We start from the raw sequence: 26,082 nt of genomic DNA on the forward strand, positions 1-26,082 counted from the left end.
AAAACAAAGGCGGGGCTTTGGGACTCCGCCTTTATGTTTTTTTATTGCTCTGCCGTTTTTTCTCCAAAATTTGCCGGATACCTGCCACGTCTTTGCTTAGGAAGGCTTCCGCCTTAATTTTTTGCTGCAGTTTCATGAATGCCCCAATGAGGGCTTCGGGGCGTGGGGGGCAACCGGGCACATAAAAATCAACCGGTATGATTTTATCGACGCCTTTCACCACATGATAGCCGTGCTGCCAATAAGGACCGCCGCAGTTGGCACAAGAGCCCATCGAAATCACATAGCGGGGCTCGGGCATTTGCTCATAGAGCCGCCGGATGCGGTCTGCCATTTTAAAAGTGACGGTGCCGGCTACTATCATCACATCGGATTGGCGGGGCGAATTCCGTGGAATGATGCCAAAGCGGTCCATGTCATAAGCCGAAGCATAGGCGGCCATCATTTCAATGGCACAACAAGCCAAACCAAAGCCCATGGGAAAAAGCGAAGACAAGCGTGCCCAGTTCAGCAGGTCTTCGGCTTTGAGCAAGAGCACACTTCCCTGGTTGTTTCTTTCCATTTCCATAAGTTATGCTTTCTGTTTGGATGACGGGCTATAGCGCCGGTTCACATTTTCATACAGGGCATGAGGCACGGGCGAATGAACCGACGGCACCTTGGGACGGGGCCTCGCCCAATCAAGAAAACCACGCCGCCAGGCATACAAAAGACCGGCAAGCAGCAAACCAATAAAAACGAGGGCTTCTATGAAAGCAAACCATGCCCACCGTCCTTGGGTGGCTTCTATAAGTTCTTTTTGCCCGAAAACTATAGCCCAAGGAAAAAGAAGCACGGTTTCTATTTCAAAAAGAATGAAAATAAGCGCGAGGGTATAGAAGCGAAAGTTGAACTGCCCCCATGCATGCCCTACGGGCTGCTCGCCACACTCGTAGGTCGATAGTTTTTCGTGATTGGGCTTGCGGGGTGCCAACAGGTAGGCAGCAAACAGGCCGCCCAACAAAAACAGAGCACTCCCGATGATGAACAATAGAATCATGGAAAAGGATGAGAGTGCTCCGTGTTGCATGGTATTGGGCATTTTTTATCACTTACATAGAAAACACATTCTTGCGCAAGATGGTTTGTGCCCGGTCGGGCCCGATGGACACCAGCGCGATGGGCAGGTGCAGGTATTCTTCAATGAAATTTACATAATGACGCAAATTGCGCGGCAGGTCTTCGTAGGCGGTGCTCGCTTCTATGTTTCCGGACCAACCGGGCAGCGTTTCATATACAGGCTCTACCGGCTCATTCAACAGACAGTAGGGCATTTGCCGGGTAATGGTACCATCGGAAAGCTTGTAATGCGTACAAACTTTGATTTCATCGAAACCGCTCAGGACGTCAGCTTTCATCATGAATAGCTGGGTCACGCCATTGAGCATACAGGCATAGCGCAGCGCGGGCAAGTCGAGCCATCCACAGCGGCGCGAGCGCCCGGTGGTAGAACCGAACTCATGCCCTGCCCGGCGAATGGCTTCGCCGGTTTCATCGTTCAGCTCTGTGGGGAAAGGACCACTTCCCACACGCGTGCAGTAAGCCTTGAAGATGCCCAACACCTCGTGTACGGCTTTGGGCGCCACCCCCAAGCCAATGCAGGCACCGGCGGTGGTCGTGTGCGAGCTGGTTACATAAGGATAAGAACCGAATTCAATATCGAGCAAAGTGCCTTGTGCCCCTTCTGCCAATACCCGCTTGCCTTGCTGCAAAGCTTCGCTCAGCATGTATTCGGTATCGGCAAGGCGGAGTTCTTTGAGCTGCTCAATGGCCTCAAAGAAAGCCGGTTCGCTTTCATTCAAATCGTATTCATAGCGATAAAACTCCAGCAAGCCTTTGTGTTTATCTACAAGCTTTTGATAACGCTTCTTGAAGTCGGGGCTTAGGATATCGCCTATGCGGAGGCCGTTGCGTCCGGTTTTATCCATGTAGGCAGGTCCGATGCCGCGCAAAGTAGAGCCTATTTTTTCTTTGCCTTTGGCAGCCTCCGAGGCGGCATCCAACAGGCGGTGGGTAGGCAAAATCAAATGGGCTTTTTTGGAAATAAAAAGATTTTTGTGGTAAGGCACGCCATAAGGCTTAAGAGCTTCTATTTCTTTCATAAAGACCACGGGGTCAATCACTACCCCATTGCCTATGACATTCTGAATGCCTTCATGAAAAATGCCCGAAGGAATTTGATGCAGCACATGCTTGATGCCGTCGAACTCCAAGGTATGGCCGGCGTTCGGTCCGCCTTGAAAGCGCGCTACCAGTTGATATTTGGGCGCCAGGAAGTCCACTATTTTGCCTTTCCCCTCATCGCCCCATTGTAATCCTAACAGTACGTCTAAGTTCATAGCTATGGTTCTTATGCTTGTTGTTAATAGGCTTTGGCAAATAAAACTCTGCGTTTCGATGGCTTACCGGTCACTATGCACTTGCCTTCTTCCTCTTCGGCATCCAGCGGGATACAGCGAATGGTAGCTTTGGTTTCTTCTTTGATACGCAACTCGGTTTCGGTGGTGCCGTCCCAGTGAGCCAAGATGAAGCCACCGTGCTTTTCCAATATTTCCTTAAACTCTTTGTAAGAGTCGGCTTTGCGTGTGTTGGCTTCGCGGAAGGCCAAAGCACGTTTGAAGAGGGACTGTTGCACATCATCCAGCAGGTCAAGTATATGTTCGGTAAGGCCATCTACCGGGGCGGTGTGCTTTTCGCCGGTATCGCGGCGTGCTACTTCCACCTGATTGTTCTCCATATCACGCTTACCAATAGCCAAGCGCACGGGGACGCCCTTCAATTCCCATTCGGCAAACTTAAAGCCCGGACGGTGGGTATCACGCGCATCAAAGTGCACCTTGATGCCTACACGTTTCAGCTTCTCTATAATCCCTTGGACATATGTTTGAATTGCTTCGAGCTCGTCATCTCCACGATAGATGGGCACAATCACCACTTGAATAGGCGCCAAACGGGGGGGCAATACCAAGCCTTTGTCGTCAGAGTGGGTCATAATCAAAGCGCCCATCAAACGGGTACTTACGCCCCAGGAAGTCCCCCATACGTAGTCCAGCTCGCCTTCTTTGTTGGCAAACTTCACATCGAAAGCTTTGGCGAAATTTTGCCCCAAAAAGTGCGAAGTGCCGGCTTGCAATGCTTTGCCATCTTGCATGAGGGCTTCAATGCAATAGGTATCTACTGCGCCGGCAAAGCGCTCGTTTTCGCTTTTTACGCCCTTGATGACCGGCATGGCCATGTATTCTTCGGCAAAACGTGCATACACGTCCAGCATGCGGCGGGTCTCTTCTATGGCCTCTTCTTTGGTAGCATGGGCGGTGTGGCCTTCCTGCCACAAGAATTCAGCGGTGCGCAAGAAGAGGCGGGTGCGCATCTCCCAGCGCACCACGTTTGCCCATTGGTTGATAAGCAGGGGCAAGTCGCGGTACGACTGAATCCAATTGCGGTAAGCACTCCATATGATGGTTTCGGAGGTAGGACGCACAATCAGTTCTTCCTCCAAACGTGCTTCGGGGTCAACAATTACCCCTTTGCCGTCGGGGCTGTTTTTCAAGCGATAGTGGGTAACCACGGCGCACTCTTTGGCAAAGCCTTCTACGTGTGCCGCTTCTTTGCTTAAATACGATTTAGGAATAAACAAAGGGAAGTAGGCATTGACATGCCCCGTTTCTTTGAACATATCGTCTAAGGTACGCTGCATCTTTTCCCAGATGCCGAAGCCATAGGGTTTGATAATCATGCAGCCTTTCACCGGTGCATGTTCTGCCAGGTCGGCTTGCTTCACCAACTCTTGATACCAAGCAGCGTAGTCTTCTGAACGTTTAGGAAGTCCTTTACTCATAGTATTGTGTTTACAGATGTATGCTTTTGCAAAGGGCAAGCGCCAAGGCTTGCATTTGGCTTGTCTTTTGCAGCAAAGATAAAAAGAATGCTATGGAATGAAATGCTTTTTGTTTAAATTCAGTTGTATAGATAAAGAAAAGTTGTTATGAAACGAGCCCTTCCTGCCCTTCCGATACTCGCCCTTATTATCTTTTTCAGCGGATGTAGTCCCAAATTATATCAGCCGGCAAGCCGCGAAGTAGATGATGTTTATTACCTGCCCACCGCCGACGCCGAGCCGGCAGTCTCTACAAGCTATAGCCGGGAACCGCAGGCAGTGCCTGCCGAAAGGGGCAGCATGAATGGCGGCATTGCCAATCCGGACTATCAACCCAATAGCGACGCGGGTGGCAGCACGGAATACTATCAAAGCCCGGGAAGCCGCTTGGCACCGGAAAACAATCCTTATTATGACGATTTCGAAGCTTACCGGGAAGGTTACCGCAATGGCTATCAAGATGCCTATTGGCAAATGAGTGGCTGGGGCTCGCCTTTTATGGGCAACCCTTGGTATTCGCCCTACGGTTGGAATTCGCCTTATAACACATGGAGCAACTTTTACTACAACCCGGCCTGGGGATGGCGCAGCAGCTGGGGCTTGTCTTTTGGTTGGGGCAATGGTTGGCGCTACTCGCCTTGGTACTCGCCCTGGTATGGCAACTGTTGGAACTGCTGGTACGGCAACCAAATTTATGTAACCGGCGGCAGCGAGCGCCCGCGTAGCTACTACGCACCACGCAGGCATTTAACGCCGCGTGGCACCACCTTCCAACAGCAGAATACAAGAAGTACCATCAGTACGCAGCCGGTACAGCAAAACCCAAGCCGCCAAGGGCGTACGCGTTATTCAACCACACCTAACAAGACGCCGACTTATACGCCCCGGTACAGAAACAGCAATACCCAACAACGCCAAAGCACGCCCCGCTACAGAAGCACTACCAGTCCGCGAAGTACGCCCTCATATAACCGCGGTTCTTCGCCTTCAAGAAGTGGCGGTGGCCGCAGCCGTCCGCGCTGATGCTTGTATGCGGGCAATTCCATATATTTTTGCAAAACATGTATTCTTTCCGAGAAAATATGATAAAGCGCCTTTTTTTATTTTTGGTTTTCATGGGCTTATCGGCTTTTTATGCACAAGCACAGGTGTATTATACCGATGCTTTTCGTTATACCTATCGCCCCCTGCCCACGGGCAGTGCGCGTGCACTGTCTTTGGGGGGTGCTCAGGGGGCACTGGGTGGTGATGCCACTGCTTTATTGGTCAATCCGGCCGGTATTGGGCTGTTCCGGCGGGCAGAGGTAGCCGTGGGTATAGACTATGGCAACAGCCTGCTTCAAAGCAACTACCTGGAAAACACAAACACTGCCACCAGAGATAAAATAGGACTTTCACATGCTGCCGCCATCTTTGCCACGCCACAAAGTCTTTCCGGACAGAGCCTTCAATTTGGCATTTCGTATGTGCGTTCGCATGATTTCCGTCAAGACACTTACTATCAAGCGAGCAATCCTTACAGCAGCTTGGCAGATGTGTGGACCGAAGAGGCTGCCGGCATTCATGCCGGTGTGTTTGAAGCAGAAGCTGCCAACAATGAAATTTATGATTTGGCTTCCTTGGCCTATGCCACCTTTGTTATCAATCCTTATGCCGATGACAGCACTGCTTACTATACCGAATTTCGCGATGTCAATAATCAATTGGTAGCTCCTATCTTGCAAGAAGAGCGGGTGAAAGAAAGCGGAAACCGCTCGGTTTTCAATATTACCGTTGGCGGGCAAGTGCAAGAGAAAGTGTATTGGGGGGCCACCGTCGGGGTGGAAGTCATTAATTATCAAAGGGAAAATGTTTATAAGGAGCGCTTGAGCCGCACGGCTGCCGATGGCGAACTGCAGGCATTCACGCTCCGGCAACGCTACACGGCTACGGGTGGCGGGCTTTATTTGGGTTTGGGCGTTATTGTACGCCCGGTTGAGACGCTGCGCCTGGGGATCTCGGTGCAAACGCCCACCGGTTTTTCCCTGTATGAAACCAGCAGAGCCTCCATAGAAAGCGAGTCGGTGGGGTTCAGCAAGGTATCTGCCTCCATGCTGCCTTATGAATATGATTTCCGCTACAGAAGCCCCTGGCGGGCTACCGGAAGCCTGTTTTGGCAAATCAAAAAATACGGCTTTGTTACCGCCGATGTGGAATGGATTCCCTACCGTCAGATGGGGGTAAGCGGCAGCGACGATAATTTTGATGAAAGCGGCGAACGGCGCGCCATTCAAGAGACTTTTCGTAATACGATACAGGCAAGGGTCGGTGCTGAAGCGCGCCTGGGCAGCTGGTATGTGCGTTCGGGCGTATGCTATACGCCATCGCCTTTACGAAGCGGGCAGGACTACTACGATGCCATGGCTTTCACGGCAGGGATAGGCTATCGCTTGCAAGGGTTTCAGCTGAGTGTGGGGGGCATATGGGCGCATTACTCGAGCCTCTATCAGCCTTATGTGTCACAGCAGTATTTTTCGCCTACCGTAGAGCGAAAGCATCGTTACATGCAATGGCAGTTTTCTACACATTGGTACTTTTAAGGCTTTCTTTTGTCCGGTGACACTTCAGGTGTCCTTGTCCTTTCAGGCATAAGCGAGCGGCCTCACTGCGTTCGGCATGAAAAGAAGGCCTAATGAGATGTCTTGCTTCACTATGTTCCGCTCGATATGACAAATAAGGCGACAGGGTTGACTCTTTTTATTCAAGAAAGGAAGCAGACTACAGGTTACAAAAAAAGGCTTGGAAGTGCGTACACTTCCAAGCCTTCCGGCAATGCCACAACGGATGCTTACTCTTGAGGCGCCACGGGTTGTTCTACGGGCGCTGCTTCAATATCTTCGAGAGCGGGTGACTCGGGCGCTGTGTTGCCGGTCATTTTGCTTAAACCAAGAATAAGCACCAACATGGCGGCGGCCAATCCCCAGGTAATGCGCTCAAGCATATCGGTTGTGCTGCGTACACCGGTAGTTGTTTGAGCGGCACCACTGCCACCAAATTGACGCGACAGACCGCCTTTGGGTTCTTGCAGTAAGATAACTAATACCAATAAGATGGCTATCAGGATGATAAGCCCCATCACTACATACAACATAATCGTATCGTTTTAACTATAATCCTTTTATGATTTGAATTTGCTTTTCAAAATACGCCTTTTTTTCCGGATGTTGCAAAATCAGGCGCTCGTAAATTTTTATTGCTTCTTCGTCTTTGCCTTCATCGCGCAAGCGTATGGCATCCAACTCCGTATAAAATGTTTGAGGTGCTTCTTGTAAAGCATCTACCAAAGACTTAGGCTTAGGCGTAGTGGGTGGCTGTGTTTCTTGTGTCGTGTCTTCTCCGGCAGGTGGTGTTGTGTTTTCCACATCCGGTGTCACTACGTCATTGTCGCCCAGGTCTTCTTTCAGTATGTCTATTTGGCTTTGATAGTAGGCTTCCCGCTCAGGGTATTTTTTCTTTAAGGCTTCATACACCGCCACGGCTTCGCGTACTTTTCCGGCCGAATACAAAGTAATGGCATATGATTCGCTCAGCTCGTCCGGTGGGGGTATTTCCGGGGCGGGGCTTGCAGTTTTGTTTTCTTCTTTTTGTTCAAGAGGCTTGGAAGCAATCTGCTCGCCGGCGGCAGTGTCTTCCTCCTCTAAGGAAGAGAAGTAGTCTTTCGGTTGGGTATAAGAAGTAGTAATTTTTTCAAGCTCTTGATCCAGCTCTTCTTCTGAGGCGCTTGCCAGCTTTTCATCAAAAGCGCTTACTTCTTTCTGAATGTCGTCCAATACATTGCGTGCCTTCGACAGCTCTTCTTTCAAAGAACCGGAAGCGCCGGAAAGCTGAAAATCGTTTTGCTCAAAAACCGGTGCATTCAATGCTTCGGCCAGGCGCTTGCGGCTGTACATATGCAAGGCAGCCCGCCGTATTTTCTGAGGTGCCAAATGTGAGCCCTGCTTCGATTGGTAGCGGGCCGCCAACAGATGCAACAAGCCGGCATAGGGCACCTTATCTATCAGTGCTTCTACTTCTTCATACTGCTCTTCGGTGAGCGCCTGCCCTGCTAAAAGAGCCAAAAATGTTTCTGCATTTAACATAAGAATTGCAAGTATAGCCCAAGCATTTAGGGCAAGTTAATACAAAAAACCAAGTAAATCAAGCAATGAATTTTTCTGCTGTCCAAGTCTTTGGTTTCTACAAACACTCCAGCGCTTGGCGCAAATCGGCTATGAGTTCGTCGGCGTCTTCAAGTCCTATATATACGCGCACCAAGCGCCAATCGAGCCAAGGGTTTTGATAGTTGGCCGAGCCATAGAGTGTGCAGGCAGGGAAAATCAGCGACTCGTAGCCGCCCCATGAGCAAGCCAACAAGAAACGTTGCAAACGGTTGCAAAAGCGCTCGACTTCTGCCATTTCATTGGCTCTGAGACGGAAAGAAAACATTCCTCCGGGGCGCTTCATCTGTTTTTTTGCCAGTTCATATTGCGGGTGTGAAGGGTGAAACGGATACAATACGGCTTCTACTTTGGGGTGCCGGGCTAAAAAATCAACCACCTTGGGGGTGGTCTGTGCCACGCGTTCCACACGCAGCGCCAAGGTGCGCAGCCCGCGCAGCAATAGCCATGCATTGAAAGGTGCCATCACACCGCCCAAGGTCATGTATTCGGAAGAAAAAATCTTTTCGCGCATGGCTTGCGAGCAGCACAAAATGCCGGCAACCACATCGCTGTGCCCGCCAATATATTTAGAAGCCGAATGCACGACAATATCCACGCCCATGTCGGCAGGGCGCTGATTCAGCGGTGTGGCATAGCTGTTGTCTATAATGGTAAGCAAACCGTGTTGGCGCGCCACCGCTACACAAGCGGCAATGTCTTGCAGTTCGAAAGTAAAAGAGTTGGGCGATTCGAGATAAAGCAGTCGTGTATTGGGGCGAATGGCTTGTGCGAAATTTTCCGGCCGTGTGCCATCAACCATGCTTACTTCCACACCAAAACGTGCCAGCAGCTTGGTAAGCAGCTTGTTGGTCCAGCTGTAAGGCTTCTGCACACACACTACGTGGCTTCCCTGCTCTACGTTTGCCATCACGGCAGCGGCAACGGCGGCGCTGCCACTTGCAAAGAGTAAAGCGGCTTCGGTGCCTTCCAAGGCTGCGAGCTTGCGTTCCAGAGCGGTGAAGGTGGGGTTGTTGCCACGTGTGTAAAAATAAGATTGGGTTTCTTCTGCCAGGGCACGGCGCATCTGCTCTACCGACTCGAAGGCAAACATTGAGGTTTGGTAGAGAGGGGTTGCCACACTTCCATGTGGGTGCTCTTCGCCCAGCTCGTTCAAGATAAAAGAGAGAGAGTCGCTCATAAGTGTTTTTTTAGGAAATCAACGGATACATGAATAACTTCTTGTGCGTGCCCGGGCAATTCGTTGCTTTCATAAGGATGCATTCCCCCGAAAGTGTGCCCTGCTCCCTCCACTATATGCAAGGTGGCGTTGGGAATCCAAGCAGCAAGGTTTTGTGCAGCTGACAGAGGCACCGCCTCATCGGCAGTGCCATGAATCACCAATGCCGGGATATCGAGTGACTTGGCTTTGTTTTCTAAGTTATAATCTGTGTCTTTTTTAGCCAGCCAGTCGTCATACACTTCTCTGTAAACAGGCAGTTGCTGCCCCGTACGGGCATTCAATATATGGGTCACACCTTGATCCAGTATTTGCCGGCGCCGCTCTTCTGTCCAAAGGAAACCGGTATTGTCGATAGATGCCATGGTAATGACAGCCTTCACGGCTTCACGCAAAGCAGCCGCTGCCAACACCGCTACGGCGCCGCCCCGGCTGTGTCCTGCCAGTGCCAAGCGGTCCGGGTCAATGATTCCTTCTTTGTTGGCCCAGCCGGAGGCTTTCAAGAAAGCCACCAATTGGCTTACATCTTCCACGTCGCGCGAAAAGGTTTCGCGCCCAAAAGCATCCGTATCGGCAAAATCAGTGGGGTGTTCCGGTGTGGTACCGTTATAAGACAGGTTCATACGCACCGCCGCTATGCCTGCGGCAGCCCATGCATCAGCCATAAGGTGCCAGTGCCCCCAGTCTTTAAAACCTTTGAATCCATGAATAAAGATGAGCACCGGTTGCGCTTTCTGCCCTTCCATATAGTGCAAGTCGAAGGTGACAGGCTTGCTGCCGGCAGTCTGAATGCTGTGCGACAGGCGTTGAATGCTTTGCATATGTCTTCCTTGTTACATGTTTATGCAAGGAAGATAGTGATTTATGCAATGCATGGCAACGGTTGCCGGAATTTAAAAATCTTTCTTTTTAGCCATGACAGTAATGCTGATATAAGAAAGGAGCATCCATAACAACAAAGCGACAAATGTTGCTATGCTGCCGGTGGTGCTGCCCAAAAAAGCTTTTACAGACGCCCCTGTAAGACCAAACAGAGCGGATATATCGAGCTGAAGCAAAATAAACACCCTCGACAGATCTATGGGGTTGAGTAATGTCAGAGCTATTGCCAGCTTTTCTATGGGATAGTCGCGAAGGTAAATTAACAGCAAAAGGAAAATGGCATCATAAATAACGGCAAAAAATAACCATACAAGTAAGCTAATCCCAATGCCTTTTAGTTTATCGTCGAAACGCAGGGCTATCCAATACACAATAAAAGAAAACACGGAAGAGAGTATCACCCCTATTACCAACAAGAAAGCATAACTTGCTATAGAACTTCCTTGTGTCAAAGACATGTAGGCGAAGGGCATTCCAATCCCCACCAACACGGCAATACCTAAAGAAGCCGTCAGCCCCAACAGCATACCGCGGATAATATCCGTTCTTTTCAGCGGTTGTGCCAAAAGAAAAAGAACAAAATCTTTCGAGTTGTAATAATAGCTGACGGTAAAAAAAGTACTTACCAACGGCGCAAGCAGCAAAATAGTATTCATTAAACCTACTACTACCTTGGTTACGCTGCTGCTGAAAGCAAACAAAAAGACAGTGAGTGCAAAATAGAACAAGGCGTAAGCGAAAGTCCACTTGCTACGCAGCAAATCATAAACGGTATATTTAAATACTTTCCACATGAGTCATGCCGATTTGAGATTCCATTACTTTAGCCACAATTTCTTCCAGGGGTGCTTCGCCGTAAGTATTGCGCAGATGGGCAAGGGTGCCGTCAAAGAAAGCGCTACCTTCCAATATAAAAAGCAAGCGGTCCGCAATTTCTTCCACAAAAGGAATAATATGCGTACTAATGAGTATGTATTTCCCTTCTTCCCGTTTTTCGAGTATCAACTTTTTCAAATAAAAAAGCGAAAGGGGATCCAAGCCATTGGTTGGTTCATCCAATACATACACAGCTGCTTCATTCATAAAAGCCAATACAATACCTAACTTTTGCAAAGTACCACCGGACAGGTGTTTCACCTTCTTGTCCAGGTGACTTTCAAGCTGAAACCCTTTCAACATGCGGTTCAATAATTCTTGATTGATATTGCCCCGCAACTCTTTTACCATTTGAATCAGCTCTCTGCCACTTAGGTTTTCAGGATAATGAGCCAGCTGTGGCAAATAGCTAATATTGCTTTTATAAGCGGCCCCGGATTTGCGTATGTCCTGCCCATCGAAAAGAATCTTACCGGAAGAAGGCAACACCATCCCCAATAACATCTTCAAGAGGGTGGTCTTGCCGGAACCGTTAGGACCTACCAACACCATAATGCCCGGCTCTTGCCAAGATATGGATATGTTTTTCAATACCTGCGTCTTACCGAAGCGCTTCGATATATCCAGTAGCTCTATCATAAATTATGTGTTTAAAGGCGGTGTCATAAGAGGATAGTTGTCTTTTACATTATCAGGTGTGAAAAAAGGCATCAAATACTCTGTGTAATTGAGTACATCCACAAAAAAACTTCTTAACAGCAGTATGGTAGTGGGCGATTGATTCACAATGTAGGAATACAAAGAGACAGGACGGTAAGGTACATCACCAATGCCATCATGGTCAAGGTCATAGCCGGAGTAGTTCGCCCAATAGTTATATCTAAACTCATTGCTCTGCAGCTCGCTGCTTGCCACCACATCAAAAGTATTGCCTTCCATAATGTTATATTCAAAAACATTATCCATGCAGCTGCCCATGAGCATAAAGCCCTTGCCGTTGTTGTTTAACTGATTGTAGCGGAAAAGAATGCGTGTAGCGCTCTCTCCATGTACGGCGGTTGTGTTTTCCTGAAACATGTTGTGTTCTATGCGGGCATCGTAAATTTCTTTTAACAACAGACCGTAGCTTGCTGCCCCCCAATTGTGTATAAATTCGTTGTATTCCATCACCACATTACGAGAAAACATTACCGCCACACCGGCACCGTTCTCACTGAAACGGTTATACTGATAACGGTTGTTATCCGAAAACATGAAATGAAGCCCATAACGCAGGTTTTGATACGCATGGTTATGAGTGATTTCGCTGTCGGTTGTGTATTCAAGATAGATGCCATCGCGGAAGTGGCTGACCTCGTTATGTATGATACGCAGGTGCTCTGAGTACCAAGAGTGAATGGCATTGCCGGAAGACATCTCTCTCGCTGCGGAGGATTGCAGCCGGTTGTTCTCAACTGTACAGTAGCGTGCTTGTTGCAGATATATCCCGAAGAAAGGGTTAATAATATGATTGTTTTTCACTACGCAGGCGGCGGCTTCCAATATCCGGATAGCTGCCCAATCCTGTAAGTAGCTAACGCCCACATTTTGAAGAGTGAGCCCTTCCACCCAAACATTATCGGCCGTAACTAAAATAATTTCACCACGCTGTTGCGCATCAACTACACTCCCTTTTTCGCCCAACACGTACAAAGATTTATCTACAACAATACCATGTTCGTAGTAGGTGCCTTTTTTAATCAGTACGGTATCACAAGGTTGCGCGGCTGCCACCGCTTCCTTTATAGAGCTTAGCTCACAACTCTTGCAAACGACAATCAACTCTGCTTTTGCAGGAGCTGCCAAGCATACAATCGTCCATATAAAAAGTATCCATCTGTGGTTATTGCACTTCATATGCTTCTTTCAGGTCAATCTATTCTTCGCCTATCTTATGACACGCAGAACACTTGGATTCAAACAGCATTTTCCCTTCCTCTGCCATAGCAGGGTCTATTTCTCCCAACTCAATGCTTTGCACCGGTCCTACCCCTTTCACGGTCATGGGGTCCGGCGCTTCATTTTCTGCCGGCTCTTCGTCAGCCAACATGCTTTGAGGTGGTTCGTTGTTCTGAGCAGTGTTTTCCTCCTACCCGCCGCAGGCAAACATCAACAGACCGAGGGTCATTGCCGCGATAGTCAAAATGAAGTGTCTTTTCATAGGTCTTTTGGTTTTATTTATAGACAATCTTATCCTTTTTTCATTTCTGCACCAATGACCTTCGTCATATATCCGCTGATTTTCATCATCCTATATCAAATGGCACATCACACGCTTTGAATACCACCGGCTTGCTTATCTTTGTGTTTCTCAAAACCAAACCATTTGCAGGGACGATGACCTTCGAAGAGTTAAAACTAACCCGCCAGTTTCTGAATGCGATAGAAGAGGCAGGCTATCAAAGCCCTACACCAATTCAGGAAAAAGCCATTCCGCCGGCACTCGCCGGACACGACATCATAGGCATAGCCCAAACCGGCACCGGCAAAACAGCTGCTTATGCTTTGCCTATGCTCATGAAACTGAAATATGCCCAAGGCAAGCATCCTCGCGGCTTGGTGCTGGTGCCCACCCATGAACTTACCAAGCAGGTAAGTGAAGCCATTGCCCGGCTGGCGTGCTATACCGACCTGCGTTGTGTTCCTATTTTTGGGGGCAAGGGCATCAAAAAACAAATAGAGCAGCTGGCAGAAGGAGTCGATATTGTGGTAGCTACCCCGGGGCGCCTGATGGATGTTTATCTTGCCGGTGGTTTGCAGCTTAAACACGTCAAGACGTTCGTCATAGACGAAGCCGACCGCATGCTGGACTTGGGCTTTATGCCTCAAATACGCCGTATTTTGGAAGTGCTTCCACGCAAACGGCAAAACCTGCTGTTTTCGGCTACCTTTTCCGAAAAAGTAGAGCGTCTGTGCGAAGAGTTTATAGAGTACCCGGTAAAAATAGAAATCACCCCGCAGGCGACCCCCGCCGAAACAGTAGAGCAGTATTTGTACGAAGTGCCCAATATCAAAACCAAAATCAACCTGCTCATGCACCTGCTCGAGCAAGAGTCGCTTAAGAAGGTGCTGGTATTTACCCGCAGAAGACGTATTGCCACGGCAGTATATAAGTATTTACACCGGAAGCTGGGCGAGGACAGCGTGCGTGTCATTCACGCCAATAAAGACCAAAACGCACGCACCAATGCCTTGGATGCCTTCCGCAAAGGCGAGCTACGGGTGCTGGTAGCTACCGATGTGGCAGCCCGTGGTATCGATGTTTCAGAAGTTACACACGTTATCAATTTCGAAGTGCCTGTTTTATACGAAGAGTATGTACACCGCATCGGGCGTACAGGACGGGCATTCCGGCATGGCACGGCTATTACTTTTGTGAACCCGGCCGAAGAGTACCACATTAAAAAGATAGAAGCGCTTATCAAAATGAAAATTCCGCGCCTGCCTTTGCCCGATGCGGTAGAGGTAGCAGAAACGCCTTTTGAAGAAAAGCAAGAGATGGCGCGGGAAATAGACAAACAGCGAAAAAAAGAAGACCCCACCTTTCAGGGCGCATTTCATGAGAAAAAGCGCAAAACTACACGCACGCAACACAAGCATAAAAAACACAAAGGCGGCAAAAAGAGTAGCGGCAAAGGGCGCCGCTAAGGTTTGTTTTCTGCTTCTATTAAATACACCATGGATTTCTGCACGTAAACCGTTTGCCCTTGTGGTGTGTACACTTTCCACCAGAAAGGCTGCTCGTCGATGACACGCAAACAGGTGCCCCGGGGTAATGTTGCCAGCAGAGGGGCAGCCACGGTGGGGTGTTGATACCCCAGCAGCGCTTCTGCTTTGACTATCGCCAGCCGCTTGGGTGGAAGTGTATAAAAAAACCAAGCGGCACCGCCTGTCAGAAGCCAGCAAAGCAGCAAGTAACGAAGCTTTTTTTGCCGCACCAACAAACTCAACAACACTAAAAAAAGCAGACAGGCAAGCAGCGCGAGCAAGTTGAAATAGCGTGCCGGAATATGCCACCACGGCGGGTTTAAAAAATCGTAGCCCCGCAAACCATAATGCGCACTCAATAACTGCAAGCGGTGGCGGCTAAAATTGTCGAAGTGCGTATAATAATGCTTGCAAAGCAAAGCAGCTGCCCGGGCATAGTCGCCTTGCTGCTCTGCGGTCATTGCTTTTTTTAGATATTCACTATCCGGCGCAATAGCCTGTCCCACAATATTTTGCCCACATATTCCCAAAAACAGGAAGAATAAAATTAAAATTTTTTTTGCCATACGCTTGCACAGTTTTAAAAAACCTCCTACCTTTGCATTGCAATTCAACGATAAAACAACACACGATTCCGTAGCTCAGTTGGTAGAGCACCTCCCTTTTAAGGAGGGGGTCCTGGGTTCGAGCCCCAGCGGGATCACCAGCCCGTCGAAAAGACGGGCTTTTTTATTGCTTGTTCTTTCAAAATACTCAACACAAGTACAAAAAAAGGCGAGGCTCGGAAAGAAGCTCGCCTTTTTTGCTATCTTTTGCATGTTTGCTGCATCATGCCATCTCCATTTGCTCATCGGTAATTTCGATGTTGTGATATACTTTTTGCACATCGTCGTCATCTTCGAGCGCTTCAATGACCTTCATGGTCTTCTGGAAAGTTTCGTTGTCCAGCTTCACGTAGGTTTTCGGAATGCGCTGCAGTCCGGCTTCTTTTGCTTCGATATTCATTTCTTCGAGTTTCTTCTGAATGCTGCCGAACTCTTCCATAGGACAATAGACGGTTACAAAGCCGTTTTCGTGGTCAAACTCCACTTCATCAGCGCCGGCATCTGCCATTTCCAAAGTAAACTCTTCTTCATCGAGCTTGTAGTCTTCCAGTGAAATGGTAAATACGCCTTTTCTGTCGAAGATGAAGTCCAACGAACCATTGGTGGTGAGGCTGCCACCGCCCTTGCTAAGAATTGCCCGCACATTGGCTACCGTACGGTTGGTGTTGTCGGTGGTGCACTCTATGTAAAGAGCTACCCCATTGACATAGCCTTCGTAGGTCACCTCGATATAATCCTCGCCCCCGGCGCCTGTGGCCTTGGCTATAGCCTTCTCAATTTTATCTTTGGGCATATTTGCCCCTTTGGCGTTTTGAATGGCTATGCGCAAACGGGGGTTGGATGCGGGGTCGCCACCACCCAAGCGGGCAGCAATCATGATTTCACGGGTCAGCTTGGTAAACAGCTTGCCTCGTTTGGCGTCTTGTGCGCCTTTTCTGTGCTTGATATTAGCCCATTTACTATGCCCTGCCATGATTCTGTCTGGTTTAGTTATCGTTTGTTTTTATTCTATCACTTCCAACAAAGTGCGAAAAGCATGGCAATGCTCACCATAACGTGCCTGATGTTCGGCCTGCAAGCGAGGGGCATGCTCTTTTTGGTAAGTCTCGAAGTCTTCCATGCTTTTCAAGAAATACTGAATGGCGTAGGTGAAACCGTCATTTTCAGGCTCATGCATTAAGCGCAGCATTTTGTGCTCTACAAACAAGCCTGTAGCCAGCACATCGGGAATGTGCACGCGACGCATCCAGTCGAGCCAATCGTCGTGCACTTCTTTGTCCACACTGACGGTCACATTGTAAAGTATCATCTTTTTCTTTTGCGTAATTTTGTCAAAGATACCACCTGAAAGCGGTCAAGCTAAAAAACTTATGCACAAATTTATACAATTTATAGCTTTATTCCTATGTACGGTAGCCTGTCAGGCGCAAAATGAGGGCAAAGGCAACTCTCATTTTGAATCGAAGGCAGATATTTGGTACCGCACCCCACCGACGGCCACCGACCGGCTGGGCAGAGGGCAACATTATTACCGGCAAGGTTTTTTCAAAAAAGCGGTTGACGAGCTGAACGAAGCCCTACTGCTCAATCCCCGGCTGGCCGAAGCTTATTTATGGCGTGGCAAAGCCAAAGAAGCGCTGAAAGACTACTCAGGCGCCATCAACGATTACAACATGGCACTTTACTATAACGGTCAGTTATATGAAGCACATGAGCTGCGTGCCGGTATCCGTCTGATTCATGGCGACACTGCCGGCGCATGCCGGGAATGGCAATCCATTCCTGCGGAGCAGCGCTCATTGCAATCGCCTTGTGCCGGCATATGCCCTAACCCTTAATTCCTTTTAAAAAAAACAAGCATGCAGTTTTCACAACTTCCTCCCATTCCTGCCTTACAAGAAAAACTCGTGCAGCAGATTGCCCGGGAACAGGTACCTCACGCACTGATGTTCGTGGGCAAAAGTGGGGGCGGACAATGGGCTGTTGCGCTGGCTTTTGCAAGCCTGCTCTTGTGTGAAAACCCCCAAAAAGCGCATGCCCAAGACAGTTGCGGCCAATGTAGCAACTGCCGCAAGATGGCACAACTGACACACCCGGATGTTCACTTCGTTTTTCCCGTAGGGAATCAGGGCACCGGCAAAAACACCTCCGCTGCTTTCATTGACGAGTGGCGCCGCCTGAATGCCCAAAGCCCCTTTTTCTCTTTGGACCGGTGGCTTGAGCTTGCCGGCATCGATAACAAACAAGCCAATATCAGCGTGGAAGAAAGCCGCCAGCTGACCCAAAAGCTCAGTTTGAGCGCTTTTGAAGGTGGTTACAAGCTGGTTTTGATGTGGTTGCCGGAATACATGAATACGGCAGCAGCCAATGCTTTGCTTAAACTCATAGAAGAGCCCCCTGCCCGTACTTTCTTCCTATTGGTAAGCGAAGACCCGGATGCCATTATCCTTACCATTCGCTCGCGTGTTCAAAGCATACAAGTGCCGCCTTACACAGCCGAGAGCATAGAGCAATGGCTTGTTAAAACACGCGGCATTCCGCCCAAGCAAGCCAATGAGTGGGCTGTGTTGTGCGAAGGCAATATGTTGTTGCTGGACGCTTTGATGCAAAACAGCGAAGAAGACAGCCATCTATTGTTCCGGGAGTGGCTGCGTCATTGCTGGCGTGCCGATTGGTGCGCCATTGCGCCTGTGGTAGAGCGTTTGTCGAACGAAAGTAAAGTAACGCAAAGGAAAGTATTGGAGTACGGCATAGCTACCTTGCGTGAGTGTCTGATGTGGCAGCACACCGAAGGTGCGCTCAACAAATTCCGCTCCGAACATTTAGAGTTTGTGCAAGGCTTGGCTTCTGTTTTATCGCAACGGGCAATAGAAGGGCTTTTAAAAGATTTTACACAAAGCCTTTACTACCTTGAGCGGAATGTAAACAACAAGTTGGTATTTGCTACTTTGTCGGTTCGCCTGCTTTCTGCCTTAGCAGAAGCTAAAAGGCAGCGCATGCGGGGATAAGCCCCCCGGCATCCTACTCTTCTTCGTCGTGGCTTTGGGCTTCGGCCTGCTCGCCTTCACGCTTTTTCTTCCACTGTTTGTAACGCTGCGTGATTTTCTTTGCCATCTTCTCGTAGTTTTCCCAGTTGTCTTCTACATGGTAAATAGATGGCAAGTTGGCAGCCAGTGTTTTTTCGTAGTCTTTTTTGTATTTGCCGCTTAAATAATAGTACTGTGTAAACTCGTTTCCTTCTTCGTTGAAGAGGTCCGAGCCCAAATAGCCATCCCATACGGCACTCAGAATGGAGCAGCTGATTTGACGTTTACGGAAACGCAAGATTTGCAAAGCCGCTTCTTCTTCGAAAAAGTCGCTGTAAAGGTCATTTTCACAGATCCATCCCAAGTACATGCCTATATGCACATAGGCTTGCTCTATGGGCAACACACTGGGGAAATTGCCCAAAAAGTGATGCTTGGCTCTATCGTAGATGAAGTTTTTTGGTTTTTCTGCTTTTGGTAAAACTGCCATGTCCCTTCTATTTTGGATATAAGCGAAATGTAATCATTTTTTTTATGTTTTGCACTACAAAAGTGAATATATGCAGTGCACTTTCTTACCAATTTTACAAATAATTCCAATTTTATACAAGCCGGCTGTCATTTTTGTTGCAAAGTTCGTGCAAAAGTCAAGGTGTTTTATGCACTTTTTCGTTCCACTGCAGCATTTCGTCTAAGGTAGAAACCGATACATAGTGATAGTTTTTCCGTGCTTTCGCATAAATATCATAGGCAAGTGCCTTACCTTCTTCGGTTTGCAGCAAGGCCCGATAAATAGGCACCAGGAATTTCCGCCGCCCTACTTTCAATAGAAAAGCCTCCATGGCCGGATAAGCATCGCTGTATCCGTGTAAAGCCGCCTGTGTGTACCACTCCGCCTGAATTTCGGCATTGTTCGATTGGGTGAAGCCAAACGCCTCGTCTAATGCTTTCATTTGCTCTACCGAGAGGCCGGCAGGCAAGTGGCGCACAAAATGCAACCATTCATGACTGCTCCAAGAGGCTGTAGGCAATGAATCCGCAGGCGTTCCATTCAGCCAGTCTTGCAGTGCTTGTTCCACACGGCGAAAACGCACGGCATTTACCTTGGGGCAATTGTCAGGCAAGCCCGTGCCGTAAATCCATTCTTGCATGCGGATGGCTTTGGCAGCCCCGGGGTTTTTGTCCAATACTTCTTTTTGGAAATATTCAACAAAGCTTTCGGTATCCATCGAGCGGAAAGCAAAACGCTGAAAATATGTTTTCACAAAAGCATCGAATTTGTCGCGCCCGATGGTCTCTTCTACCAGACGCAGGAAAAAGTAGCCTTTTTCATAAGCGATATCGGTAACGGCTTCGTCGGGGTCGCGGCGTTGCAGGTCCAGCTTCAGGCGGGTGTCCTTATTGTTTTCGCCCATGCGGGCAATAGTCTGACGCAAGTCCTGATAGCCTAATTCGGCCAGCATTTCGGCATAGTCGCGCCCATACATGGCTTCCATAATGCGGCGCTCGAAATAGACGGTAAAGCCTTCATTCAACCAGAAGTCGTTCCATGTGCGGTTGGTAACAAGGTTACCCGACCACGAATGTGCCAATTCATGGGCTACCAAGCTGGTCAGAGACTTGTCGCCGGCAATGATGGTGGGGGTTGCAAAGGTAAGGCGGGGGTTTTCCATGCCACCAAAAGGAAAGCTGGGGGGCAATACCAGCAGGTCATACCGTTCCCACACATAATCGCCATACAGCTGCTCTGCTGCCTGAATCATTTCTTCCAGGTCTTCGAACTCGTGTACTGCCGCCTCTATGGTTTCCGGTTCTGCATACACGCCGGCACGCGCACTGATGGGCTTAAACACCAAATCGCCTGCGGCTATAGCCAACAAATAAGAAGGGATGGGCTGGCGCATACGGAAACGATACACACCATCGGCACTTTTTTGCTGTGGATTTTCGGCGCTCATCAATGCCAACATGCCTTGTGGTACCTTTACTTCGGCATCATAGGTAAAGCGAATGCCGGGGCTATCTTGGCAAGGCACCCAACTGCGGGCCAAAATGCACTGCGATTGACTGAACAGGAAAGGATGCCGCCCGCCGGCAGTTTGATGTGCTTCCAACCATTGAAGTGCGGCTGCACCGGGCGAGGTGCGGTAAACAATGCGCACACGCTTGGCACCGGCTTTCAAAGGCACGCGTAACGCCTGCCCCAAGACCGGGTCTTCTTTGCCCAAAGAAAAGGGCACCGCCGTGGTGTCGTCATTCAGAAAGACCGAATCGATGATTAGCCCTTTTGTGTCGAAGATAATTTCTTCTGCATCCGGTGCGGTGTCAATGTCCCACGTAGCAATGCCACTCAGTTGTTTGGTGTCGAAGTCCACCTGTAACTGCAAAGACAAGTGTTTGGCTACCGCTTTGCCGGGTTCCGAAAAAGAATGAATGTCTTTTCCCATCATAATATCTTCTTGTGGTTGTTCAATATCGTTACAAGCCTGAAAAACAATCATTAATAGCAACAGCCATGCGCCATATCTCATAGATAGGGGGTGGTTTTTGATGAGGTTCAAAGATAAAGATTTTTTATTAGCCCGCCGGGCATTTCTATGGTGAATTCCTTTTTAAAAAAGTGAAAAAAAAGATAAAGGAACTTACTCCCTGTCGGCAGCTATATGATTTACTCTATCTTGCACGGTGAGGCTATCGGCAGGCACTCCAATGCTATCTACCGGAGGCGGCGTTGTCTTTTCTTCGTCTTCGAGCGTTGCTTCATAGTCTGCCTGAACAGGCAAGCGGATTTCGTAGGTTTTGCCCTCGGGCAAAGTGAGTGATTCGCCCACCAGCCAAGGGTTCAATGCGCGCAAGGTCTTCAAAGAGGCACCTTGCATTTCGGCAAACTTTTTCAAAGAAGGGATACTTGTGCGCACCTGGATGGTACGGTAAGCCGGCGGCTGCCAAGCCCGGATTGGCAAATCAAAGCCATATTTTAATGGATGCTCATACACTTCTTTAAAGGCCGCCGCCTTCATCACATAGCGGTTGGTCTCGGGGTTGAGCACCATATGATAATAAGAAGGGGCTTGCTGTGTGGCAACGGCATAGCGCATTGCCCCAATGCCTGCGTTGTAGGAAGCCGCTACATAGGTCCAGCTGCCTATTTCCTTATAGGCAAGGCGCAAGTATCGTGCTGCTGCATGGGCTGCTTTTACCGGGTGATAGCGCTCATCCACTTCGTGGTCCACACGCAAACCCATCATACGGGCAGTTTCGGGCAATAGCTGCCAAAAGCCGGCAGCGCCTGCCGGTGACACCACATTGCGCATGCCGCTTTCAATCACCACCAAATATTTAAAGTCGGCAGGCAGCTCATAAGAGCGCAAAATTTTTTCAAAAATAGGTAGCCAATACTTGGCTTTTGACAACAGCTCTATGGTGTAGCTGCGCCACTTGGTCAGAATATAAATTTCATAGGCGAAGCGCTCCCGCACTTGTGCATCGTACAGGGGCACTTCTTCATCCAAGAAATAAATCTGTTGGGGTACTTCTTTGTTGGCTAAATATAATTGATAAGCATAGTCTTGCTCGTAGTCAGACCGCACGGGGTCTTGTAGCCGCTCGTAAATGGAATAAAAGACCAGCAGCAGAATGACTCCGAGTAAGACCAGCAGCTGTAGGTTTCTCATATTTAAAAGTTGGGTTGCAAAAGATACTTGGCATAAAAGTCATTGATGACTTTTACAGCATCTTGTGCCGTATCTACCACCTTGAACAGGTTCAAGTCTTCGGGGCTGATGTTGTGCTCTTTTTCCAACATGGTATTGCGCAGCCAGTCGATAAGACCTTGCCAGTAACTGCTGCCTACCAATACAATGGGGAAACGTCCTATTTTTTTGGTTTGAATGAGCGTGAGCGCTTCGAAAAGCTCATCCAGGGTGCCAAAGCCGCCGGGCAGTACAATGAAGCCTTGAGCATATTTCACAAACATAACCTTGCGTACAAAGAAGTAATCGAAGGTAATGAGCTTGTCGGGGTCAATGTAGATATTTCCCTGCTGCTCGAAAGGCAAGATGATATTTAGACCTACGGACTTACCGCCTGCTTCAAATGCCCCTTTGTTACCGGCTTCCATGATGCCGGGACCACCGCCGGTAATGACACCATAGCCGCAACGCACCAGTTCGGCGGCTATTTCCTCTGCCATTTTGTAGTAGGGGTTATCGGGCTTGGTACGCGCCGAACCAAAGATGGACACACAGGGTCCTATTTTAGCCAGCTTTTCAAAGCCCTGTACAAACTCCGACATGATTTTAAAAATAGCCCAAGAGTCAGCGCTTTTTATTTCGCTCCAATTACGGTTTTCAAAAGCTCTGCGGATTTTGATTTCCTCTTCGCTATCCAGCTTTTGGTTGTTGGGTGATAGGTTTTTCAATTCTTCTGCCATAAACTCCACAATTTAGTTCAACATCTTCTTCCCTTCTCGAGGGTAAAACAAACTTACGAGCGGCAAAAAGGTTAAGCCAATTAAAACAAGTTGATTAAGATAAAAAGTTCCCTTAAAAAACACAAAAAAAGAGAAATCAAACGGTAGCGCCCCAATTGCTGCGGTCCAAGCTGCGGTATTGAATGGCTTCGGCAAGGTGCTCTACTTTGATATCATCGCTGCCGGCCAGGTCGGCAATGGTGCGCGCTACTTTCAATATGCGATCATAGGCACGCGCCGATAGCCCCAGGCGCTCCATGGCTGCTTTGAGCAAGGTTTCACCGGCTTTGTCTATACGGCAATACTCCTTCACCAGGGGCGAAGGCATCATGGCATTGGTGTAAATGCCCGGCATGTGCTCGAAACGTTTGGTTTGCCGCTCGCGTGCCTGTGCTACACGTGCGCGTATGTCGGCACTACGCTCCTGCTTCTTTCGCGAAGTCATTTCGCTAAACGAAACCGGCACCACCTCTATGTGCAAGTCTATGCGGTCGAGCAAAGGACCACTGATTTTGCTTAAATAACGCTGCACACTTTGCGGGGCACAAATACATTCCTTTTCCGGATGGTTGTAATATCCGCAAGGGCAGGGATTCATGCTTGCCACCAACATAAAGTTGGCGGGGAAATCCAAAGTCATTTTAGCACGCGAGATGGTCACACGGCGCTCTTCGAGCGGTTGGCGCAGGACTTCCAAAACAGAACGCTTGAACTCGGGCAACTCATCCAGAAACAAAACGCCGTTATGTGCCAAAGATATTTCGCCGGGTTGGGGCACTGCCCCGCCCCCTACCAAAGCCACATCACTCACCGTGTGATGAGGGGCACGAAAAGGGCGTGTGGTAATGAGCGATGCATCTTTGCCCAGGCGCCCTGCTACTGAATGTATTTTGGTAGTCTCAAGTGCTTCCTGCAAGGTAAGCGGGGGCAAAATCGATGGCAAGCACTTGGCAAGCATGGTTTTGCCTGCGCCGGGCGGTCCTATCATAATGATGTTGTGGCCGCCGGCAGCGGCTACTTCCATGGCACGCTTCACATTTTCTTGTCCTTGCACGTCGGCAAAATCCAAGGGGTAATGATCGGCAGAAGCGGCAAAGAGCGCACGCGTATCCTTGACAAGCGGCTCTATGTGTTTTTCCCCTTGCAGAAAAGCAACGGCTTCTTCGAGTGTTTCCACACCAATTACCTCCAGATTGTTGACAATGGCCGCTTCCGAAGCGTTTTCTTTTGGCAGAATAAATCCCTTAAAGCCCTTCTTGCGTGCCATAATGGCGATAGGCAACACGCCCTTTACCGGACGCAGGATGCCGTCCAATGACAGCTCGCCCATGATTAAATACTGCTCCAGATGCGGCACCTCTATTTGCCCCGAAGCAGACAAAATACCGATGGCAATGGGCAAATCGTAGTTGGCGCCTTCTTTGCGTAAATCGGCAGGCGCTAAGTTGATAACCGTTTTTTGGCGTGGGAACTGATAGCCCAAATATTTAATGGCTGATTCGACCCGCTGCGCACTCTCTTTCACGGCGCTGTCGGGCAAACCCACCATAAACAGATGGGTGCCCTGTGTAACATTTACTTCTATGGTAATGGTGAGCGCCTGTACACCATAAACAGCGGCAGCGTAGGTCTTGGCTAACATAACACAAAGGGTTGTAGCGATGGAACAAAGCCCTTGAAGGCCGTCATTCAAAATACAAGAATTCTACTTGCGATGCAAGAGCGCCACGCTTTCCACATGATGCGTATGCGGGAACATATCGACCGGCTGCACCCGCTCCACTTCATAAAAAGGTGCCAAAAGCGCAATATCACGGGCTTGTGTGGCGGGGTTACAGCTGACATACACAATGCGGCGGGGCGCCACACGGGCAATCAGCTGCACCACGTCGGGGTGCATGCCGGCACGTGGCGGGTCCGTAATGATGACCTCCGGCCTGCCGTGGCGCTCTATGAAGTCATCGGTCAGCACGTCTTTCATGTCGCCGGCTTCAAAATACACGTTGTCGATGCCGTTGTCCCGTGCGTTTTGCCAGGCGTCGTCAATGGCTTCTTTTACATACTCTATGCCTACCACCTTTTTTGCTTTCCGGGCTACAAAGTTGGCAATAGAACCGGTACCGGTGTAAAGGTCATACACCAGCTCGTTGCCGGTGAGCGCCGCCCAATGGCGTGCGATGCTGTACAGACGGTAGGCTTGTGCCGAATTGGTCTGAAAGAAGGACTTGGGACCGATGCGAAAACGCAAGTCTTCCATTTGCTCCGTGATATATGCCTTGCCGGCATACAGTTCGGCCTCGAGGTCGTAGTAGTTGTCGTTTTGTTTGGGGTTGTGCATCAGGTAAAGAGAAGTGACCGCGGGGAAGCGTTCTTGTATGAATGCAGCCACACGGCTTGCAGCTGTTTTCCCTTCTGTGCCTCCGGCATATACAATCACCACCATCACTTCGCCGGTATTGGCTGTGCGTATGATAAGACTGCGCAGAATGCCTTCATGCAGAACGGTGTCATAGAAGGGAATGCCTGCTTCCAAAGCAAATGCCTTTACTGCCAAGCGGATGGCATTAGAAGGCTCGGGCTGAAGGTAGCAGTGTTCAATATCTACCACACGGTCGTAGCGCTTGGGCACATGAAAGCCTAAAGCGTGGCGGTCCAGGTCGTCGCCGGAAGCCACCTCTTCGCCGGTAAGCCAGCGCCGGTTGCTGAACGCAAAGTCCAGTTTGTTGCGATAATAGGTTGTTTGTTCGGCTGCCAGGATGGGCTCCCATTGCTTCACAGGCACTTTGGCTATGCGCTCAAAGGCATCTTTTACCTGCTGCTCTTTTAGTTCCGTCTGTGCTTCGTAACGCATATGCTGCCATTTGCAGCCTCCACAAGTGCCAAAGTGTTTGCAAAAAGGCGCTTGGCGCAAAGGTGAACTTGGCTCTATGTGTATGGCTTGGCCTATCCAATAAGCCGATTTTTTCTTTATGATGCGCACGTCGGCTTTGTCGCCGGGTGCCACCATTCCTTCCACAAAAACCACGCGTTCGCCATGATGTGCCATGCATTTGCCTTCTGCCACGGCTTTTTCAATCAGCAGCCCCTCCAATACGGTCTGTACTTTCTTTTTGCGCCCCATATAGTTTTTGCGTGCAATTTAGT

Annotated in this window: 26 protein-coding genes and 1 tRNA gene; 6 read left to right on the forward strand and 21 right to left on the reverse strand. The window is 49.2% G+C overall.

The genetic code is table 11. The features are described 5' to 3' along the window. Window positions 1–31: 31 nt before the first annotated feature. The 4 genes from QVE43_RS07685 to proS are packed head-to-tail and all read right to left on the reverse strand — an operon-like array spanning window position 32 to window position 3,877. On the reverse strand, window positions 32–568 hold the full coding sequence (locus tag QVE43_RS07685) for an NADH-quinone oxidoreductase subunit B (RefSeq protein WP_038028375.1): 537 nt from the start codon (window positions 566–568) through the stop codon (window positions 32–34). 3 nt (window positions 569–571) lie between these two features. Further along, the gene (locus QVE43_RS07690) at window positions 572–1,069 is read right to left on the reverse strand and encodes an NADH-quinone oxidoreductase subunit A (RefSeq protein WP_288005770.1); all 498 of its coding nucleotides are present in this window, start codon (window positions 1,067–1,069) and stop codon (window positions 572–574) included. Between the two features lie 22 nt (window positions 1,070–1,091). Beyond that, window positions 1,092–2,378 carry an adenylosuccinate synthase gene (locus QVE43_RS07695; RefSeq protein ID WP_288005772.1) on the reverse strand — a complete coding sequence of 429 codons (1,287 nt, stop codon included), beginning with the start codon at window positions 2,376–2,378 and terminating at the stop codon, window positions 1,092–1,094. A 23-nt stretch (window positions 2,379–2,401) separates the two neighbouring features. Then, complete coding sequence (proS, locus tag QVE43_RS07700; RefSeq protein WP_288005773.1) at window positions 2,402–3,877, reverse strand: proline--tRNA ligase; 1,476 nt, start codon at window positions 3,875–3,877, stop codon at window positions 2,402–2,404. A gap of 147 nt (window positions 3,878–4,024) precedes the next feature. On the opposite strand from proS, the gene QVE43_RS07705 reads away from it, so the two are divergent. Together QVE43_RS07705 and QVE43_RS07710 are read left to right on the forward strand one after the other, a co-directional pair. Further along, window positions 4,025–4,939, forward strand: coding sequence for a hypothetical protein (locus QVE43_RS07705; RefSeq protein WP_288005775.1), 915 nt, complete (start codon window positions 4,025–4,027; stop codon window positions 4,937–4,939). 59 nt (window positions 4,940–4,998) lie between these two features. Next, window positions 4,999–6,495: a hypothetical protein gene (locus tag QVE43_RS07710; protein ID WP_288005778.1), complete on the forward strand. Its 1,497-nt coding sequence runs from the start codon at window positions 4,999–5,001 to the stop codon at window positions 6,493–6,495. 248 nt (window positions 6,496–6,743) lie between these two features. On the opposite strand, the gene secG is transcribed toward QVE43_RS07710, so the two are convergent. From secG to QVE43_RS07750, 8 genes are all read right to left on the reverse strand, one after another. After that, on the reverse strand, window positions 6,744–7,046 hold the full coding sequence (secG, locus tag QVE43_RS07715; protein ID WP_288005779.1) for a preprotein translocase subunit SecG: 303 nt from the start codon (window positions 7,044–7,046) through the stop codon (window positions 6,744–6,746). A gap of 16 nt (window positions 7,047–7,062) precedes the next feature. After that, window positions 7,063–8,013, reverse strand: a complete 951-nt coding sequence (locus tag QVE43_RS07720; protein ID WP_288005781.1) for a tetratricopeptide repeat protein — start codon at window positions 8,011–8,013, stop codon at window positions 7,063–7,065. 118 nt (window positions 8,014–8,131) lie between these two features. Then, on the reverse strand, window positions 8,132–9,292 hold the full coding sequence (locus QVE43_RS07725; protein WP_288005783.1) for a PLP-dependent aspartate aminotransferase family protein: 1,161 nt from the start codon (window positions 9,290–9,292) through the stop codon (window positions 8,132–8,134). Beyond that, entirely contained in the window at window positions 9,289–10,152 is an 864-nt protein-coding gene (locus QVE43_RS07730) for a S9 family peptidase (protein WP_288005784.1), read from the reverse strand. Before QVE43_RS07730 ends, QVE43_RS07725 begins: the two co-directional genes overlap by 4 nt. A gap of 72 nt (window positions 10,153–10,224) precedes the next feature. Next, on the reverse strand, window positions 10,225–11,007 hold the full coding sequence (locus QVE43_RS07735; RefSeq protein WP_288005787.1) for an ABC transporter permease: 783 nt from the start codon (window positions 11,005–11,007) through the stop codon (window positions 10,225–10,227). Then, on the reverse strand, window positions 10,991–11,728 hold the full coding sequence (locus QVE43_RS07740; RefSeq protein WP_288005789.1) for an ABC transporter ATP-binding protein: 738 nt from the start codon (window positions 11,726–11,728) through the stop codon (window positions 10,991–10,993). Before QVE43_RS07740 ends, QVE43_RS07735 begins: the two co-directional genes overlap by 17 nt. A 3-nt stretch (window positions 11,729–11,731) precedes the next feature. Next, the gene (gene nosD, locus QVE43_RS07745) at window positions 11,732–12,985 is read right to left on the reverse strand and encodes a nitrous oxide reductase family maturation protein NosD (RefSeq protein WP_288005792.1); all 1,254 of its coding nucleotides are present in this window, start codon (window positions 12,983–12,985) and stop codon (window positions 11,732–11,734) included. A gap of 19 nt (window positions 12,986–13,004) precedes the next feature. Continuing rightward, a complete protein-coding gene (locus QVE43_RS07750; protein WP_288005794.1) occupies window positions 13,005–13,178 on the reverse strand; it encodes a hypothetical protein in 174 nt (57 codons plus the stop codon). A gap of 287 nt (window positions 13,179–13,465) precedes the next feature. On the opposite strand from QVE43_RS07750, the gene QVE43_RS07755 reads away from it, so the two are divergent. After that, complete coding sequence (locus tag QVE43_RS07755) at window positions 13,466–14,776, forward strand: DEAD/DEAH box helicase (RefSeq protein WP_288005796.1); 1,311 nt, start codon at window positions 13,466–13,468, stop codon at window positions 14,774–14,776. Here QVE43_RS07755 and QVE43_RS07760 read toward each other — a convergent pair. Continuing rightward, the gene (locus QVE43_RS07760) at window positions 14,773–15,402 is read right to left on the reverse strand and encodes an SH3 domain-containing protein (protein ID WP_288005798.1); all 630 of its coding nucleotides are present in this window, start codon (window positions 15,400–15,402) and stop codon (window positions 14,773–14,775) included. The genes QVE43_RS07755 and QVE43_RS07760 overlap by 4 nt on opposite strands. Window positions 15,403–15,466: 64 nt before the next feature. Between QVE43_RS07760 and QVE43_RS07765 the strand changes: the two genes are divergently transcribed. Further along, window positions 15,467–15,542, forward strand: a tRNA-Lys gene (locus tag QVE43_RS07765). A gap of 122 nt (window positions 15,543–15,664) precedes the next feature. Here the strand turns inward: QVE43_RS07765 and QVE43_RS07770 are convergent. Then, entirely contained in the window at window positions 15,665–16,414 is a 750-nt protein-coding gene (locus QVE43_RS07770) for a YebC/PmpR family DNA-binding transcriptional regulator (RefSeq protein ID WP_038028343.1), read from the reverse strand. 30 nt (window positions 16,415–16,444) lie between these two features. Then, entirely contained in the window at window positions 16,445–16,750 is a 306-nt protein-coding gene (locus QVE43_RS07775) for a DUF4286 family protein (RefSeq protein WP_038028341.1), read from the reverse strand. Between the two features lie 61 nt (window positions 16,751–16,811). Between QVE43_RS07775 and QVE43_RS07780 the strand changes: the two genes are divergently transcribed. Beyond that, the gene (locus tag QVE43_RS07780; RefSeq protein WP_288005803.1) at window positions 16,812–17,279 is read left to right on the forward strand and encodes a tetratricopeptide repeat protein; all 468 of its coding nucleotides are present in this window, start codon (window positions 16,812–16,814) and stop codon (window positions 17,277–17,279) included. A 21-nt stretch (window positions 17,280–17,300) separates the two neighbouring features. Further along, on the forward strand, window positions 17,301–18,449 hold the full coding sequence (gene holB / locus QVE43_RS07785; RefSeq protein ID WP_288005806.1) for a DNA polymerase III subunit delta': 1,149 nt from the start codon (window positions 17,301–17,303) through the stop codon (window positions 18,447–18,449). A 13-nt stretch (window positions 18,450–18,462) separates the two neighbouring features. On the opposite strand, the gene QVE43_RS07790 is transcribed toward holB, so the two are convergent. The 6 genes from QVE43_RS07790 to rlmD all read right to left on the reverse strand — a co-directional run bounded on the left by QVE43_RS07790 (window position 18,463) and on the right by rlmD (window position 26,059). Then, the gene (locus QVE43_RS07790; protein ID WP_051632967.1) at window positions 18,463–18,957 is read right to left on the reverse strand and encodes a hypothetical protein; all 495 of its coding nucleotides are present in this window, start codon (window positions 18,955–18,957) and stop codon (window positions 18,463–18,465) included. Window positions 18,958–19,114: 157 nt separating this feature from the next. Continuing rightward, window positions 19,115–20,998, reverse strand: coding sequence for a M1 family metallopeptidase (locus QVE43_RS07795; RefSeq protein WP_288005810.1), 1,884 nt, complete (start codon window positions 20,996–20,998; stop codon window positions 19,115–19,117). A 111-nt stretch (window positions 20,999–21,109) separates the two neighbouring features. Then, window positions 21,110–22,141, reverse strand: coding sequence for a lytic transglycosylase domain-containing protein (locus QVE43_RS07800; RefSeq protein ID WP_288005813.1), 1,032 nt, complete (start codon window positions 22,139–22,141; stop codon window positions 21,110–21,112). 2 nt (window positions 22,142–22,143) lie between these two features. Beyond that, on the reverse strand, window positions 22,144–22,899 hold the full coding sequence (locus QVE43_RS07805; RefSeq protein ID WP_051632965.1) for a TIGR00730 family Rossman fold protein: 756 nt from the start codon (window positions 22,897–22,899) through the stop codon (window positions 22,144–22,146). Between the two features lie 136 nt (window positions 22,900–23,035). After that, window positions 23,036–24,580: a YifB family Mg chelatase-like AAA ATPase gene (locus tag QVE43_RS07810; protein ID WP_288005816.1), complete on the reverse strand. Its 1,545-nt coding sequence runs from the start codon at window positions 24,578–24,580 to the stop codon at window positions 23,036–23,038. Between the two features lie 63 nt (window positions 24,581–24,643). Next, window positions 24,644–26,059, reverse strand: coding sequence for a 23S rRNA (uracil(1939)-C(5))-methyltransferase RlmD (rlmD, locus tag QVE43_RS07815; RefSeq protein WP_288005818.1), 1,416 nt, complete (start codon window positions 26,057–26,059; stop codon window positions 24,644–24,646). Window positions 26,060–26,082 lie beyond the last annotated feature (23 nt).

The organism is Thermonema sp. (assembly GCF_026003375.1).
GTDB lineage: Bacteria > Bacteroidota > Bacteroidia > Cytophagales > Thermonemataceae > Thermonema > Thermonema rossianum.